Source organism: Mesorhizobium sp. M0437 (assembly GCF_040321335.1).
GTDB lineage: Bacteria > Pseudomonadota > Alphaproteobacteria > Rhizobiales > Rhizobiaceae > Mesorhizobium.
In genome coordinates this window covers 30052-46530 of sequence record NZ_JAMYRK010000041.1, presented here as the reverse complement: position 1 = coordinate 46530, position 16479 = coordinate 30052, and the positions used below count along the sequence as shown (strand labels likewise).

Annotated in this window: 13 protein-coding genes and 1 pseudogene; 11 read left to right on the top strand and 3 right to left on the bottom strand. The window is 60.1% G+C overall.

Annotated elements, in window-relative coordinates:
* Positions 1-293: 293 nt before the first annotated feature.
* The 4 genes and pseudogenes from NKI72_RS22975 to NKI72_RS22960 all read left to right on the top strand — a co-directional run.
* Positions 294-601 (top strand): annotated as a pseudogene (locus NKI72_RS22975) (ferritin-like domain-containing protein); the annotation flags it as partial.
* A gap of 490 nt (positions 602-1091) precedes the next feature.
* Positions 1092-2306 (top strand): glycosyltransferase family protein, encoded by a 1215-nt coding sequence (locus NKI72_RS22970; protein ID WP_352450264.1) that lies wholly within the window; start codon positions 1092-1094, stop codon positions 2304-2306.
* A gap of 1 nt (position 2307) precedes the next feature.
* On the top strand, positions 2308-3552 hold the full coding sequence (locus NKI72_RS22965; RefSeq protein WP_352834889.1) for a glycosyltransferase: 1245 nt from the start codon (positions 2308-2310) through the stop codon (positions 3550-3552).
* Positions 3549-4727 carry a glycosyltransferase family protein gene (locus tag NKI72_RS22960; RefSeq protein ID WP_352834886.1) on the top strand — a complete coding sequence of 393 codons (1179 nt, stop codon included), beginning with the start codon at positions 3549-3551 and terminating at the stop codon, positions 4725-4727. Before NKI72_RS22965 ends, NKI72_RS22960 begins: the two co-directional genes overlap by 4 nt.
* Before the next feature lie 212 nt (positions 4728-4939).
* Here the strand turns inward: NKI72_RS22960 and NKI72_RS22955 are convergent, their stop codons facing one another.
* A complete protein-coding gene (locus NKI72_RS22955) occupies positions 4940-5608 on the bottom strand; it encodes a class I SAM-dependent methyltransferase (protein WP_352470917.1) in 669 nt (222 codons plus the stop codon).
* 130 nt (positions 5609-5738) lie between these two features.
* Here NKI72_RS22955 and NKI72_RS22950 point away from each other — a divergent pair, with 130 nt between their 5' ends.
* From NKI72_RS22950 to NKI72_RS22935, 4 genes are all read left to right on the top strand, one after another.
* Positions 5739-6059: a hypothetical protein gene (locus tag NKI72_RS22950; protein WP_352491729.1), complete on the top strand. Its 321-nt coding sequence runs from the start codon at positions 5739-5741 to the stop codon at positions 6057-6059.
* Positions 6060-6076: 17 nt separating this feature from the next.
* Positions 6077-8791: an ABC transporter transmembrane domain-containing protein gene (locus NKI72_RS22945; RefSeq protein ID WP_352770398.1), complete on the top strand. Its 2715-nt coding sequence runs from the start codon at positions 6077-6079 to the stop codon at positions 8789-8791.
* 157 nt (positions 8792-8948) lie between these two features.
* The gene (locus tag NKI72_RS22940) at positions 8949-9398 is read left to right on the top strand and encodes a cyclic nucleotide-binding domain-containing protein (protein ID WP_023675957.1); all 450 of its coding nucleotides are present in this window, start codon (positions 8949-8951) and stop codon (positions 9396-9398) included.
* 122 nt (positions 9399-9520) lie between these two features.
* The gene (locus NKI72_RS22935) at positions 9521-10375 is read left to right on the top strand and encodes an MBL fold metallo-hydrolase (RefSeq protein ID WP_352834883.1); all 855 of its coding nucleotides are present in this window, start codon (positions 9521-9523) and stop codon (positions 10373-10375) included.
* Between the two features lies 1 nt (position 10376).
* On the opposite strand, the gene NKI72_RS22930 is transcribed toward NKI72_RS22935, so the two are convergent.
* Entirely contained in the window at positions 10377-11201 is an 825-nt protein-coding gene (locus NKI72_RS22930) for a polysaccharide deacetylase family protein (RefSeq protein ID WP_352834881.1), read from the bottom strand.
* Complete coding sequence (locus NKI72_RS22925) at positions 11198-12286, bottom strand: glycosyltransferase family 4 protein (RefSeq protein WP_352834878.1); 1089 nt, start codon at positions 12284-12286, stop codon at positions 11198-11200. Before NKI72_RS22925 ends, NKI72_RS22930 begins: the two co-directional genes overlap by 4 nt.
* Positions 12287-12360: 74 nt before the next feature.
* On the opposite strand from NKI72_RS22925, the gene NKI72_RS22920 reads away from it, so the two are divergent.
* From NKI72_RS22920 to NKI72_RS22910, 3 genes are all read left to right on the top strand, one after another.
* Positions 12361-13539 (top strand): DUF3095 domain-containing protein, encoded by a 1179-nt coding sequence (locus NKI72_RS22920; protein WP_352470891.1) that lies wholly within the window; start codon positions 12361-12363, stop codon positions 13537-13539.
* A 104-nt stretch (positions 13540-13643) separates the two neighbouring features.
* The gene (locus NKI72_RS22915) at positions 13644-14987 is read left to right on the top strand and encodes a nucleotide sugar dehydrogenase (protein ID WP_352470890.1); all 1344 of its coding nucleotides are present in this window, start codon (positions 13644-13646) and stop codon (positions 14985-14987) included.
* Positions 14988-15038: 51 nt separating this feature from the next.
* Positions 15039-16379: an adenylate/guanylate cyclase domain-containing protein gene (locus tag NKI72_RS22910; RefSeq protein WP_352470889.1), complete on the top strand. Its 1341-nt coding sequence runs from the start codon at positions 15039-15041 to the stop codon at positions 16377-16379.
* Positions 16380-16479: the final 100 nt, after the last annotated feature.

Here is a 16479-nt window from a genome sequence, read left to right as displayed (position 1 = left end):
TCTACAAGACGGACCTTGGTCCGAAATCGATACGCAAAAGTCCTGGATTTTATCGACAGCGTACTTCGGACGACCGCAGCGGCGGGATTTTTGCTGCCGGCAGATCCGGCGCCGCTACAGCGCAGTGTGCGTCGGCTGACATCAGGCTAGGGTCGAGGAAACCTAGTTGCTCGACCATCGGTGAGATCATTCAAGGCGATTGAGAAACATTCCACATCTCCTGAAGTTGGGAGCGCAGGTGCGCTTTTGAGGTGCCAAAATGTTTGATGCCGGCGGGCTTTTGGGAGGAAGCCATGATCCGCGTCACGCCTGCATTTCGTGTTTCGCGCCGCCGCGCGTTGCAGTTTGGCCTGGGAGCAACGCTCGCTTCGGCCACCGGCCTTGCCCCGGTTTCCCGGGCCTATGCACAGGATGAGGTCAAAGGCGAAGACATTTTTTTCCGGTTCGCCCTCAATCTCGAATATATATGGAAGCCGAATATTACCTGCGCGGTACAACCGGAAAAGGGATCGAAGACTCGGATGCTGGCCCGAAGGCCGGCGCTGTCGTTGGCGGCAAACAGGTCAGCTTTGACACGCCTGCAATCGGCGATTTCATGCGCCCATGGCGTCCAAAAAGCTAGTGAGTTCAATTGGCTCGCCCGAAAAGAGTCGAACTCCTGACCCCTAGATTCTGGTCTGAGAAGTCAAGATCTAGGCGGTTCGAACGCGTCCCCTACTCCGTCAACGCTCCGGCTTCCCACCGCCAAGGCACATCATGGTTTAGGAGCTTGGCTTAGACGCTCGAAGTGAAGTACCCAGCCCATATCTTATTCCATTCTGGAGTTTCCACGTTTTTCGCAGCGGTCAAGGCCGCCGAGAATCCGAGATGGTCAATACCAGTGAAATGATGCAGGTTCTTCTGGACCACGTGGCAAGCAGGCCGCTGAGCAGACGTAGCTTCCTGGTTTCAGCATATGGACCCTCTTTGTAATACGAATTGAAAATTGCGCCCTCATGTTTCAGAACAGGTCGGTAGACCCGCGAGGATGATTTCGAATCCTGCGGGTCGCTCACGGTCCTCAAGGCGAGAATTCTAAGAGACGTTCAACAATGACCCAGCACGCAGAAAACGCTCGAATTCTCATGTACAGCCACGACACGTTCGGGCTCGGCCATTTGCAGCGCTGCCGGACTATCGCGCATTCACTGGTCGAGGATTTCCGCGGACTTCAGGTGCTCATCATTTCGGGTGCGACTATAGCTGGCGCCTTCGATTACCGCGCCCGTGTCGACTTCGTGAAGATCCCCAGCGTCATCAAGCTGCGCAACGGCGAATACACCTCGCTGGAAAAGGACATCGATCTGCATGAGACGCTAAGGATGCGCCAGTCGATCATCCGCCATACAGCTGAGACCTTCCGGCCCGATATCTTCATCGTCGACAAGGAACCGCTCGGCCTGCGCGGTGAGATTGAGGACACGCTGTCCTACCTCAAGACGCGGGGCACCACGCTGGTGCTTGGCCTGCGCGAGGTGATGGATGCGCCGCATCTGCTCGAAGCAGAGTGGGCACGCAGAGACGTGATGCGCAAGATAGGCGTCTTCTATGACAAGGTCTGGGCCTATGGTCCGCCGGATTTCTACGATCCGTTGACGGGCTTGGATGTGCCCCCGGCTGTCAGGGCAAAGATGAGGTTCGTCGGGTTCCTGCAACGGAGCCTGCAGCGGAACGAGTTGCCCGGCCACCGGCCCGAGGGCGACTATATCCTCGTTACTACCGGTGGCGGCGGTGACGGCGCCGATCTGATCCACGACGTCATCGATGCCTATCAGCAGGATCCGCAATTGCAGCATAGAGCCCTGATCGTGCTTGGGCCTTACATGCCGGCGCGCAAGCGCAACAAGCTGCTCAAGAAGGGGTCCAAGATCCCTTACATCAAGATCATCGAGTTCGACAACCGCATGGAAGACCTGATTGCCGGCGCCAAGGCGGTAGTGGCGATGGGCGGCTACAACACCTATTGCGAGATACTGTCTTTCGACAAGCCGGCGCTGATCGTGCCGCGCGTCGAGCCCCGCCGGGAACAACTGATCCGCGCACGGCGCGCAGCCGAACTCGGCCTCATCGAGATGCTTTTGCCGGAAGAAGCCGAGGATTCCCGGCGGTTTGCTGATGCACTGAAGGTGCTGCCGGACCGGCCCCGCCCATCGCAGAGCAATCCGCATCTGACGCTGGAAGGGCTGCCTCATATTTCCGAAATCGTTGCGGAACTGCTCGACCGGCGGGCCGGCCATCACCTTTCGGTCATTGAAGGAATGACCTGAGTTGCAACATCGCAAGATCGTCGTGGTTCTGAAGGGTTATCCGCGGCTGTCCGAAACCTTCATCGCGCAGGAACTGCTCGGTCTTGAGCGTGCGGGGTTCGACCTGATACTCGTCGCGCTCAGGCGGCCGACCGACGAAAAACGCCACCCCGTGCATGACGAGATCAAAGCGCCCGTCCATTATCTGCCGGAATATCTGCATGAAGAGCCGCTGCGCGTGCTTCGCTCGCTGTTTGCCTATGTGCTGCGTCCGGGCTTCTGGCGCGCGCTCGGATCGCTGGCTGCCGATATGCCCCGCGACTTTACGCGCAATCGCGCGCGCCGCTTCGGGCAAGCGCTCGTGCTGGCGGCCGAATGGCCGGAAAACGCGGGCTGGCTGCATGCACATTTCGCGCACACGCCTGCATCGGTGACGCGCTATGCCAGCCAGCTTCGTGGCCAGCCCTGGACCTGCTCTGCCCATGCCAAGGACATCTGGACTTCGGCGGACTGGGATCTGGCCGGCAAGCTTTCCTCGGCGCGCTGGACGGTCACCTGCACGAAAACCGGCTTCGATCGTCTGAAAAAACTCGCTAACGGCAACTCGTCTGTGCATCTGAGCTATCATGGGCTCGACCTTGATCGCTTCGGCAGTTTCGGCGAGGCGCGAAAGCAGCATGACGGCTCGGCTCCGGACGAACCGGTTGTCGTTCTGAGTGTCGGGCGCGCCGTTGAAAAGAAAGGTTACGATACGTTGCTGGAGGCCCTTGCCCTGTTGCCCGGCGATTTGGCGTGGCGTTTCGAGCATATCGGCGGCGGCGAAGAACTGGAACGGTGCAAGGCGCTGGCGCAAAAGCTCGGCCTGGATGGTCGCGTCTCTTGGAAAGGCGCGCTTGCGCAGGAGGAGGTGCTTGAGCACTACCGCCGTGCCGACATCTTCGCCCTGGCCTGCAGGATCACCGCAACTGGCGACCGCGACGGTCTGCCGAACGTTCTGGTGGAGGCGGCTAGCCAGCGGCTTGCCTGCGTGTCGACCGATATTTCCGGCGTGCCGGAGCTTTTATCGCCGGATGAAACGGGGTTGCTGGTTCCGACGGAAGACCCGATTGCCCTGGCACAGGCGCTGGAGCGCCTGATCCGTGATCCCGTGCTCCGCGACCGCCTCGGCGACGCCGCAGAGCGGCGCGTGCGCGGCAATTTCGATCATATGGCAAGCATTGGACAGCTCAAGGAACTGTTCGAGCGGGAGTGGCGGGCCGCCGAATGAAGCGGCTGCGCGCTTTCTTCTATGTCCAGCACCTGCTCGGCATCGGCCATCTCGCGCGCGCCAGCCGCATTGCGGCGGCTCTGGTCGATGACGGGTTTGACGTTACCGTCGTGACCGGCGGAGCGCCGATCGCCGGGTTTCCGGGACTGGGTGTACAATCTGTAACTCTGCCACCTGTCACCTCCGGTGATGAAGGATTTTCGGGACTTGTCGACCTGCAAGGCAACCCGATCGACGATGATTTCAAGAAATGGCGTTCAGAGATGCTGCTGCAGGCATTCCGGGATTGCAGGCCTGATATCGTCATTGTCGAGGCGTTTCCATTTGGACGCCGGCAGATGCGTTTCGAACTCTTGCCGCTGATCGAGGCCATCGACGCGACGTCGCCCAGACCGCTGCTGGCGACGTCCGTCCGTGATATCCTCCAGGAGCGCGTCAAGCTGGGCCGAAACGAGGAAACGGTCGATCTCATCAACGGGCATTTCGATCTTGTTATGGTCCACGGCGATCCGGCTTTCGCAACCATCGACAAGACATTTCCACTGGCTGGGGCGATCAGGGCCGAGGTCACCTACACGGGGCTCGTTGCCGCGCCGCCGTCGCCCGCGGCCTCCGAGCGCTTCGACGTTCTGGTGTCAGTTGGCGGCGGGGCTGCCGGAAAGAGCCTTGTCAGATCCACCATCGCAGCGGCGCGGAATGCCAACAACGCTTGGAAATGGTGTTTGATCACCGGCCCAAACCTGCCGAAAGACGAGTTTGACGCGATCGCACGCGATGCCACGCCGGGCCTGTCCATCTTCCGGTTCCGCGAGGATTTCGCCAGCCTGCTGACCGGCGCCCGCCTGTCAGTCTCGCAGGCGGGTTACAACACGGTCTGCGATGTCCTGCGCGCGGGCTGTCGCTCCCTGCTCGTCCCATTTGCAGCCGGCGGGGAAACCGAACAGACGGTTCGCGCCCTGATGCTCGAAGAACTCGGTCTTGCAACGGTGCTGATGGAAAAGGACCTGACGCCTGAAGGTTTGGCGCAAGCGGTCGAACAAGCGCTTGTGGAACCGACGCCATCTGCGCATCGTCTCGATCTGGAAGGCGCGCGTCGCTCCGCGCAAATCCTGCGCGAGCGGCATCGAACATGGTCCCTAAACGTGGGGCCCGGTTTCGGAAAAGTTCATGATTAAACAGACGATAGATCCTAGAGCGGTTCATCGTTTCACGCAGAACCGCTCTGTCTCTTTGTTTTGACGCAATTCCGGACGGAAAGCCGTTTCCACACTTTCCTGCAAATGCCCTAACGCGCGTCGCGTCTGGTGAGATTCGTGCGACGCGCTTCAAGTCCTGTTTTTATGCGTGTCGTTGGCCCAAACCGCTACGCGCTTTTGGGCGAAATGCATTAAACAGTTCCAATCAGCATGAAGCGCGTATAATTTTTTGTCGGCAGTTCGCCGGAGAACCGCACCTCCCGTAGCGCCGCCATTTCCTCGAAGGCTGCAAGCGAAGCCACGCAGTTGATGTGCGTCGGCTCGCTGAAATAATCGTTCGATTGCAGCAGTACATTCGTGCCCGGCGGAAGCAGAGCAAGCCAGGCGCGCAGATCGGCTATGTGTTCGCAGCTCGTATTGATCATCAGATCGGGCCGCCCGGCCGCATAGTCGAGTGCGTACATATCTGCCGTCAGCGCCCGGAACCGGTCGCCGGCTTCCCGGTTGAGGGTCCGGGCGACCGGCGCGACTTCGGGATCGATGTCGATACTATCGACCGCCGCGATGTCGAAGCGGGCGTCGTTGAAAAGCATTGCCGGCAATACGCCGTACCATCCACCCAGAACCCATATGCGTCCGAAGCGGCCGCCGCCGCTTTCGAACAGCCTGTCGAGCGCCCACATCTTGCAGGCGACCTGCTTGTGGTTGAAGGCGTTGGCGATATCGGCCTTCGGATGCTTGGCGACGACCCGCGCCAGCCCTGCCACGAGAGGGCAGTTGACATAAGCAGCAATTCCCCGCGTGAGGTCTAAGGCTTGCTCGTGCCAGTCCATGGCATTGCGTGGTTGCGTGACATCCATCATAATTCGTCTTGTATGTTGGGATTTTGGGCGACACAACGCAATCTTGCCTCCCGCAAGACTGTTTGATTCCGCGGACGTGATCATGCTGCAAGCCGCTTGGCTATTGCCCGGTGCCGGAGAGAGCCTGTTGCATCTGTCCGGATCATCGGCGTCCATCCGCCAGCACCAGCCGCGCAGCTGCGGCCTCGTGCCGCTCGGCTGTTCGCCAAAGCCCTACGAAAGCCGCGGACCGTTTGGCCAGCCGCTGTCTTCGCCGATCAACAATGCCCATGTCGATGCCATCGACCATGCGTCGGAACTGGATCGCGCCGCCTCGCAGGTTTCTTGCATCGTTGAGCGCAGGACAATGTCCGTGCACAGCAGCTTCGAGCTTGTCGTTGGCGATGAAGAAATTGCCGATACGCCATTCGCCAGCAGGTGCTTTTACATCCTGCATCCTTCCAACTGAAGGGTCCACAGTCGCATATGGAAGCCAGCCTAGCCCGCTATATCTGGACGCACACCAAGAAGCAGCAACTCTGGATATTGATGATCGTCGTGCTTTCGATGATCCCGTATTTCATGTCCTTCGACCTGCCGAAGCTGATCGTCAACGGACCGATCCAAGGTCGCGGCTTCGAGCAACCGGGCGCGACCCAGCCATTCATGAGGCTACACTATAACCTGCCGTTCGTTGGAGAGGTCCAGTTCTTCTCCGGTTTTCAGCTCGACCGCAAGGAGACCCTGTTTGCCCTGAGCCTTGTGTTCCTCTTGCTAGTCGTCATCAACGGCCTGTTCAAATTCTACATCAACACCTACAAGGGCCGCCTCGGCGAACGCATGCTGCGGCGTATCCGCTTCGATCTGGTCGACCGTGTGCTGCGTTTTCCGCCGGTTTATTTCAAGCGGGTGAAATCCGCCGAAGTGGCGACCATGGTGAAGGACGAGGTGGAGCCGCTGGGCGGCTTCATCGGCGACGCCTTCCTGCAGCCGGTACTGCTCGGCGGCCAAGCGCTGACGGCCATGCTGTTCATCATGATCCAGAACGTCTGGCTCGGAATGATAGCGGTCGTGATCGTGGCGATCCAGATCGTGCTCATCCCGCGAATGCGGCGGCGGCTGATCGTGCTCGGGCGCCAACGGCAGTTGACGGCGCGCGCGCTTTCGGGCCGGGTTGGCGAAATCGTCGACGGCATCGGCGCGGTTCACGTCCACGATACATCAAACTACGAGCGCGCCGACATAGCTGCCCGGCTCGGGCTCATCTTCAAGATCCGCTTCGATCTTTACCAATGGAAATTCATGGTGAAGTTCCTCAACAATTTTCTCGCGCAGCTCACGCCCTTTCTGTTCTACATGATCGGCGGGTATCTGGTCCTTGAGGGGCGGCTGGACGTCGGCCAGCTCGTGGCCGTGATCGGCGCCTACAAGGACCTGCCCGGACCGATGAAGGAACTGATCGACTGGGATCAGGATCGGCAGGATGTCCAGGTCAAATATCAACAGGTCGTTGAACAGTTCACCGTCGAAGGTCTCATCGCGCCGAAAATCGGGGCATTGACGATCGACGATCCCGATCCGATGACCAAGCCGCTGTCGGCGATCAATCTGTCCGTAGCAGACGATGGTGGTGCAATGCTCCTCAACCGTATCTCCCTCCAGGTCAAGCCGGGTGAGACGGTGGCACTGGTCAGTACCGCAACAGGTGGAGCGGAGGCGCTTGCAGAAGCCTTCGCGCGGCTGACCTGGCCGGACAGCGGAAGGGTCGCTTCGGGCACCGACGACCTGCTTGAACTCCCCGAAGCAGTAACCGGCCGGCGCATGTCGTATGCCTCGTCGGATGTTTTCCTGTTCCAGGCAAGCCTCCGCGACAACCTGCTCTACGGGTTGAAGCATGCGCCGCTGACATCGGTGCCTTATGACGGTGCTGCGGCAGATCAGCAACGCTGGAACATTCACGAGGCGCGCCGGTCGGGCAATCCGGATCTTGATATCCACAGCGACTGGATCAACTATGCTTCCGCTGGCGCTACCGGCCCGCACGACCTCTTTGAAGCCGTGCGCCGGGTGCTCGACGCGGTTGTTCTGTCGCGTGACATTCTGGATCTCGGCTTGCGCTCTTCGGCCGACCTCACGCGTCACACGGAGCTTGCCAGGCGGATCGTCGAACTGCGTGCGGCGCTGCGGACCCGGCTGGAACAAGAGGGGCTGAGCGGACTGGTGGTTCCTTTCGAACCGGGCGCCTACAACAAGGAAGCAACGATCGGCCAAAACCTGCTCTTCGGCGCTGCCGCCGGCCCTGAACTGGCCGACAGGGCCCTGGCGGCCAATCCCTATTTTGCTTCCGTGCTGAGGCAAGCCGGCCTCGACCGAACGCTCTACGAAATGGGCTTGGAGATCGCCAAACAGGCGATCGAGCTGTTTGCCGACCTGCCGCCCGATCACCAGTTCTTCCAGCAGCTCGCCTTCATGAGCGCGGAGGAGATACCCGCCTACGAAACCTTGCTGCAACGGCTCAAGAACCGTCCCTACGAGGCGGTTTCGGAGAACGATCGCGCCATGATCGTTACCTTGAGCTTTGCCTACATCGAGCCCCGGCACCGCTTCGGCCTGCTGAGCGACGAGCTGATGAGCAAGATCGTCGCTGCACGCAACCGGTTCTATGAAGACCTGCCGCCCGAGCTGCACAATGCGGTCGAACGGTATGATCCTGCCAAATACATTGCCGCGGCCACCGTCATGGATAATGTCCTGTTCGGGCGTGTGGGCAACAATCATCCCGACGCGCCCGACCGCATACGCTCCATCGTCTATGACATTCTTGACGAACTTGGGCTTTATGGCGAACTTCTGGATGTCGGCCTGGACTTCAACGTCGGCTCCGGCGGCAGGCGGCTGACCGGTGGACAGCGACAGAAGCTCGATGTTGCCCGGGCCTTGCTCAAGCGTCCCGATTTTCTCATTCTCAACCGGCCGCTGTCGGCGCTCGACCAGCGCATGCAGGATAAGGTGCTGCGAAATGTGCTCGAGGAAGCCAGGCGCGACGGCCATTCGCCGGCAATTGTGTGGGTCGTGACGAATCCGGCAATGGCGATGATGTTCGATCGCGTTATCGTCTTCGACTCGGGTCAATTGGCGGAAGACGGAACACACGAGACACTTTTGGCAGGGAACGGTATCTTCAAGGAACTGTTGTCATAGAGCAACGGACATTCAGATGGGATCATTCTGCCGGTGCACGACATCGGGCTCGCCACCTTTCGCGTGGTTTGTCTCGCCATCCCGGAAAGAGAATTGATTCCATCTGGGCGTCCGTTGCTCTAGTCTGGCAAACGCGAATTTTGGAAGGTTTGCGACAATGCTGCTCAAGGATGAAGTTGGAATGCTGCAACGCGTTCCCTTGTTCTCTGCCATCGAGCCGACAAAGCTCAAGCTGCTTGCGTTCACATCCGATCGTGTGAGCTACAGCGCCGGCCAGATCCTTTTCCGGCAGGGCGACGAGGGAGACGCCGCCTATGTCATCCTTTCAGGCAGGGCGGATATTCTTGTCGATTCCGACAGCGGACCGATAAAAGTTGCCGAACTGGAGCCAAATTCGATCGTTGGCGAGATCGCCATATTGTGCAACAGCTCCCGCACTGCCACCGTCAGAGCGGCAAGTCCGCTGGAAGCCCTGAGAATCCGCAAGGATCATTTCCTGAGGCTTATGAGGGAGTTCCCGGAAATGACCATCGAGATATTGCGGGTTCTTGCCGATCGCCTAAGCCATACGACCGCGGATCTCATCGACGCACGAAGCGCCAAATAACGAAGGACGTGCGCTCGATCCTCGCCGTCGTGACGGCACTGTCCTCTCGCTGAGAAGATCACCCGGAGAAAGCCTGTCTCGCCTAGCAGCAGTTGTTTGGATATGATGGGCGAAGGGGTAGCATGGACGACAACGTTTTCCAGGTCAGGTTTTGGGGTGTCCGCGGCAGCATTTCGGTATCAGGGCCAGAATTCTCTCGCTATGGCGGCAACTCAATCTGCGTCGAGATGCGATGCGGCAAGCATACGCTTCTGTTCGACGCAGGCTCTGGCCTACGGCCTGCCGGCGCGGCGCTTCAGGCGTTGGGCGTGACCGATTTCGACCTGCTTTTCACCCATTGCCATTACGATCACATCATCGGGCTGCCGTCTTTTGCGCCGATCTATGACCGGGGCGCCAAGGTTACGCTTTGGTCCGGGCATCTTGCAGGACACATGACGACCCGGCAGATGGTCGATGAGTTCATGCGGCCGCCGTGGTTTCCGGTGAAATTGGAGGCCTGCAAGGCAAGCCTCGACTATCGCGATTTCGTATCCGGAGACGTGCTTCGCCCGCGCGAAGGGGTGGTGGTCCGAACCGGCAGTCTTATGCATCCGGGCGGCTGCATAGGCTACCGGGTCGAATGGGGTGGCGGCGTCGTGGCGGTGATCACAGACACTGAGCACGACCCGGACAAACTCGATCAGACGGTGCTCGGCCTGATCGAAGATGCCGACCTCGTCATCTACGATTGCACCTACACCGAGGAGGAAATGGAACGCCGCCGCGGTTACGGGCACTCGACGTGGCAACAGGGCGTCAAACTCTGTGAGGCGGCAGGTGCGCGGAGGCTTGCGCTGTTTCACCACGATCCGACACGCACCGACAAGGAACTGGACAAGATCCAGAAACTGGCCAAGGACAGGTTTACCGGCGCTTTTGCCGCGCGGGATGGCCAGACGCTCAACATTCCAGTCTCATTGCGCAAAAAGCGCTGAGCTATTTTCCTCTATCTCTTTGTCTTGACGCAATTCCGGACGGAAACCGTTCACACTTTCCTGGAATTGTTCCACCGGCGCTGCGCCCGATCAATGTCCTGATCGGAAGCCATGCGCAGGCTTCAGTCTGTGCGGTGACTGTGAACAGCCGTTCGAGGAAGAGCCAGGCCGATTCATCATGTACGAGATGGTGGGTGAGCAGGCCCACCGGTTCGCCCCTATCGAATGCATGCTGCAAGTGCGCGATGATAGCCTGAACCAACAGGCCATGATCGCGGCACCCGCGCGTGCCATGCCAATCCATGATGTCGACATTGCTGTTGATGACCGCAAGTGAAGCCGGCATTGGCGGCCCGTAGACCGACAATGCCGAAAATCCTATCGATCCAAGGTCGGATACCAAGCCGGCGTCGATCCTGTTCCAGGGTGGCACCAGCATCGGAACGGCACGTGCGCCGTGCAGGCCGGTTACGTGCGCCAGCCCGCGAGCCACATCATCGAGCACCGCCTCGCGTGGCCGATGCGCGCCGAGCTCCTGCTTCTTCTGGCCCTCGGGCGCATGATTTCGGTGCGCCCAGCCATGGATGGCGACCGTGGCATGCGGCGCCTCGTCAAGCCGAACGACAAGCTTCTCGTCAGTCAGGGCGGGAATGACGGCCAGAGTCACCGGAACCGCGAATTCACCAGTGAGGTCGAGCAACCGATCAAGCGCAGGCGTCGGATCCACGGCGTCATCGTCGCGCAGCCAGAACTCTGCCTTACGGTCCGCCCGTTGCCGGCTCGCCAGTTCCTCCACCAAGGGTTGCCAGATCTGATCGGATGTCATGAGGCCGGGATCTTTGCAAGAAGTTCGGCCAGACGCGCCGCCGCAGCACCGATAGAACGTTCTTCGAGGATGAAACGTCTGGCTTCTGCGGCCATGATGGATCTTTCGTCGTTACGGGCCAGAAGCCTTTCAATGGCAGAAGCGAACGCCGCCACATCGCCCGGCGGGGTGAGAAACCCGGCCTGGCCATCCCGCACGACCTCCGGCACGCCGGCGATGTCCTGAGCCACAACCGGAAGGCCGGCGGCCTGTGCTTCAAGATAGGCAACGCCATAGGCCTCGCCGAAACCCGGCCAGACGTAAATTCCCCCACTGTAGAGGACATCCGGCACGGCGGCTGGCTCAATCGCGCCAAGCCATTCGATACGGTCGGCGGGCAAGCCGGCGAATTGCGCTTTGATCTCCTCGCGGGCAGGTCCGTCCCCGACGACCGACATCGTCCAGGGCAGGTGACCGATCGAACCGAGCGCCTGCGCCAGCATGCCATAGCTTTCGACTTTGTCGCCCGGGCGCATCATGGCGACGGTAACGAGGCGCGACGGACAACCCCGCGCCGGCGTTTCCCGGAATAGCGATGTGTCGATGAAGGGCGAAAGCATGCCGAAAGCGGCGTCGGGTACCGCATCTGCCAGTCCCTGACGATCCCTTTGCGTGAAGCAGATGTTCAGCGCCGCCTGTTCGACGGCTCGCGCCACCAACGCTTGCGTATCGGCCCACAAACCGGTGTTGCGCCGCCTCGAATAGGAGGCTTCCGCTGTCACATAGGGGACACCAAAGGCCAACGCCAGTTCGGGCCCGATCAGGTCGGGTGCCTTGTAATAGGGATGATAGGTGAACCACAGATCGGGCTTGCCGTCACGATCCCAAAGCCTTGCCAGCCGCGCGGCTTCCTCCCGGGCCTCGATCTTGAGCGCATCGAAACTTTTCGAATCCGGTTCGCGTAGATAGAAGCGCAATTCGGATGCCAATTCGACGCTATGCCTTCCATGCTCCAGTGCCTTGACCAGCATCCGTGCCATCTGGCGGTCGCCGGAGGCAACGGGATGATTGGGCGACTTCAGCGGCGCGTAGAAGGCAATTCGCATCGCCGGACCCTATCATCGGAAAGCCTGCGCAAGTCAATTTCGAAGCATGATCGACTTCACCCTCAAGCACTGGAATGTGCTATTTGATGCTCATGGAAACAGCTGCCGCGTCCGATCCGTTTGTCGCTTCTCTGCCGGTCTTCGCAAAGTTCGAAAGCGTTGCCGATATCGATAACTATCGGCCTCTCCCCGATGGCTGGGCGCTGGCCACCGCAGACATCGTCGGCTCGACCAAGGCGATCGAGGCGGGGCGCTATAAAACCGTCAATATGGCCGGTGCCAGCGTCATTTCGGCGCTGCTCAATGCGCTGGGTAGGCAAGATCTTCCCTTTGTCTTCGGCGGCGACGGTGCGCTCGTGGCGTTTCCCGGCTCGGCGCTGGAGATCACCCGCAACGCGCTGGCGGCTGTCCAGAGATGGGTGGCGGACGAACTGGACCTGACCTTGCGTGCCGCAATCGTGCCGATAAAGGATATAAGAGCGCAAGGCCTCGACGTTCGCGTGGCGAGGTTCCAGGCCTCCGATGCGGTCTTCTATGCCATGTTCGCCGGAGGTGGTGGCAGTTGGGCGGAAGCCGAGATGAAAGCGGGGCGCTACCGCATCGATCCTGCGCCGGCCGGCGCGCGGCCGGACCTGACCGGCCTCTCGTGCCGCTGGAACCCGATCGAAGCCCGCCATGGCGAAATCGTCTCGATCATAGCCATACCGGGGGCGTCGCGCGACTTGCGCGGTTTTCAGTTTCTGGTTTCCGACATCATCGCCCTTGCCGGCAGGCAGGAACGCGATGGCCACCCGGTGCCGGTGAACGGGCCGGACTACAGTATGCTGCCCGCCGGCCTCGATATCGAAGCGCGAGCCACGGCGCCGGCAGGACGGCGGTGGCTGTCGAAGCTGTGGATAGTGTTCCTAATGACTCTTACGGCTGTTACGGATAGATATGGCTGGACGATCGGCAGATTCGATCCGAAGATCTACAAACGCGAAGTGGCCAGCAATTCGGATTTCCGGAAGTTCGACGATGGCTTGAAGATGACCATCGACGTTGACGCGGATGTGTTGCAACGGATCGAGGACCGGCTGAAACAGGCGGAAGAGGCGGGCATCTGCAACTATGGCCTGCACCGCCAGAAATCGGCCTTGATGACATGCCTCGTCGCATCGCCGCTGCAGCGCGATCACGTTCATTTCATCGATGGCGCCGCCGGCGGCTATGCGATGGCTGCCGCAAGCCTTAAGGCGAAGGTGCCGGTCTGACGCTTGCGGACATCGATTTTCCGCAATATGCCTCGGGGCTCTTGTGAGCGGTGAGCCTCACCATGGAAGCGGACGGCCTGTCCGAATTGACGGGAAGCAGATTTTTGGACGCCTCACGATCGACATATGACCGTCTTCTGAACCGGATTTCGACGCGTGCCGCGCAAGTCGGCGTGATCGGACTGGGCTATGTCGGGTTGCCGCTGGCGGTTGCGATCGCACGCGCCGGCTTCCCGGTTTCCGGCTTCGACATCGAAGGCCAGAAGGTCGAGAGCCTGAACAACGGCCAATCCTACATCGAGGCGGTGACGTCGACAGCTCTTGCCGGCCAGGTGGCAAGCGGACAGTTCCGCGCCACTGCGGATTTTGCCGAACTGGCCGTCTGCGATGTCATCATCATCTGCGTTCCGACACCACTGACGAAACACCGCGAGCCGGATCTCTCCTTTGTCAGGAACACCGCAGGCACCATCGCGAAGCATCTGCGTCTCGGCCAGCTGATCGTGCTGGAATCGACCACCTATCCCGGCACCACCGACGACGTGATCAAGCCCATCCTGGAAAAAACCGGCTTGCAGTCGAGGATAGATTTCTTCCTCGGCTTCTCGCCCGAACGCGAGGATCCCGGCAACCGCAGCTTTGAAGTCGCGACGATCCCCAAGGTCGTGGCAGGTGACGGCATTGAAGCGGCGACGCTCGTGCAGGCTTTCTACCATGGCGTGGTCAAGACCGTCGTTCCGGTTTCCACCACGGCGACCGCCGAGGCGGTCAAGCTGACGGAAAACATCTTCCGCTCGGTCAACGTCGCCCTCGTCAACGAGTTGAAGATCGTGCTCGGTGCGATGGGAATCGACATCTGGGAGGTGATCGAGGCGGCAAAGACCAAGCCCTTCGGCTACATGCCTTTCTATCCCGGCCCTGGACTTGGCGGGCACTGCGTTCCGATCGATCCCTTCTACCTGACGTGGAAGGCTCGCGAATACGAACTGCCGACCCGCTTCATCGAGCTGGCGGCAGAGATCAACACGGCCATGCCGCGTCATGTGGTCGATGAACTGGCGAAGGCGCTGGACCGGCGCTGCGGCAAGGCGCTCAGCCGCTCGAGCATTCTCATCATCGGGCTCGCCTATAAGAAGAATGTGCCCGACATCCGCGAAAGCCCCTCATTGCGGCTCATTGAACTCATCGAGGAATGGGGCGGCAAGGCGGAATTCCACGATCCGCATGTTACCGAAATCCCGGCCACACGGGAGCATATGGCGATCAAGGGGCGTCGCTCGGTCGAATTGACCGAGGTGGCCTTGAAGGATTTCGACGCTGTCGTCGTTGCAACCGACCACGACGCGATCGACTATCAGGCGATCGCGGATCACGCTCTACTGATCGTCGACACACGCAATGTTTTTGGCCGCCTCGGGCTAGCCCGAGAGACGGTGGTGAAGGCCTGACGGCGTCCGAGCCGGCGAATTTGTGGCGGATCAAGGAGATTTCGAGATAGCATGAGCACAGCGCAAGCAGAAATTTCTGCCATTCTCATGGATAAGGTTGCCGATTGGCTGACCCAATCGGCGTTGGCGGGCAACGACCTGGAAACATTGGTAAGGGGCTTTTGTGAACGGCTGGCTGCTGCCGGCCTGCCGTTGAAGCGGGTGCATTTGAGCTTTTCGATGCTTCATCCGCTTTATGACGCGCTCGGCTTCACCTGGCTCCGCGGCCAGGGCCTGGAAGTGGAAGGCTTCCGCAAGGAGAACGGCGTTCATTCCGACAGATTCCTGACCAGCCCATACTACCATCTGCTCAGCCATAAGCTGGACCATCTGCGGCGCCGGCTCGACCCGTCGGTGCCGTCGGAATTTCCTGTTTTCGATGACCTCAAGCTGATGGGCGTCACCGATTACATGGCTTTTGTCCATCCCTTCAGCGGCAACACCAGTCAGGGCATGATCGGGTCTTGGTCCACCGACAGTGCTGCAGGCTTCAGCGACAGCATGATTTCGGCGCTGCTGCGTATCCAGAACCATCTCGCTATCGCAACCAAGATGGCGGTGCTCACCAAGCTTGCCGACAACATGATGACCACTTATCTCGGCGGCGACGCCGGCAGGCGCGTGCTCGAAGGCCAGATCAAGCGCGGCGAGGGTGATACAATCCGGGCGGCACTGGTCATGGGCGACATGCGCGGGTCGTCAAGACTTGCCGAAACCTCCGGCCGCGAAGTCTATATCGATACGCTGAACCAGTTTTTCGACGCCGCTGCTGCACCTTTCAATCGCAAGGGTGGGCAGATCATGAGTTTCATAGGTGATGGCTTCATTGCCGTCTACCCTTGCGCAAGGCACCGTTCACAGTCCGAGATCGCCTGCCAGGCTGCTCTTGCAGCAGCGCACAAGGCCACCGCGCGCATGATGGATCTTAATCTGCGCAGAAAGCAGCAGGGATTGAGCGACATAAACTATGGTATCGGGCTGCATGTCGGCAATGTGATGTTCGGCAATGTCGGGCTTACCGACCGGCTCACATTCTCTGTCTTCGGCTCGGCTGTAAACGAGGTCCAGCGCCTCCAGACCCTGACCAAGAAATATCCGCACAGCGTTCTCGCCAGCAAAGACTTCGCCAGCTATTGCGGCGCCAACAACTGGCTGGCGCTCGGCATGGAGGAACTGGCGGGCATCAGGCAGAAGCTAACGGTGCTTTCACCCGATTTGTCGGGTGCTCTGTCGCTCGACGAAGATGGTGCGCTGGAGCCGATTTACGACCGCATATCGGACGCCGAGCAGGTCATGCTGCTTCATCGCAATGCCGCGCGGCCGTCCGCGGGCGACCCGAGGAAGCTCCAGTAACCGCCACGCTCTGATCCGAACGCGTTTGGTATGCAGTCCGGTCGCCGGTTCCGCCAGGGAACTGGCGACTGTTCGAATCCAAGTTGCTCTAGGCTGGCAA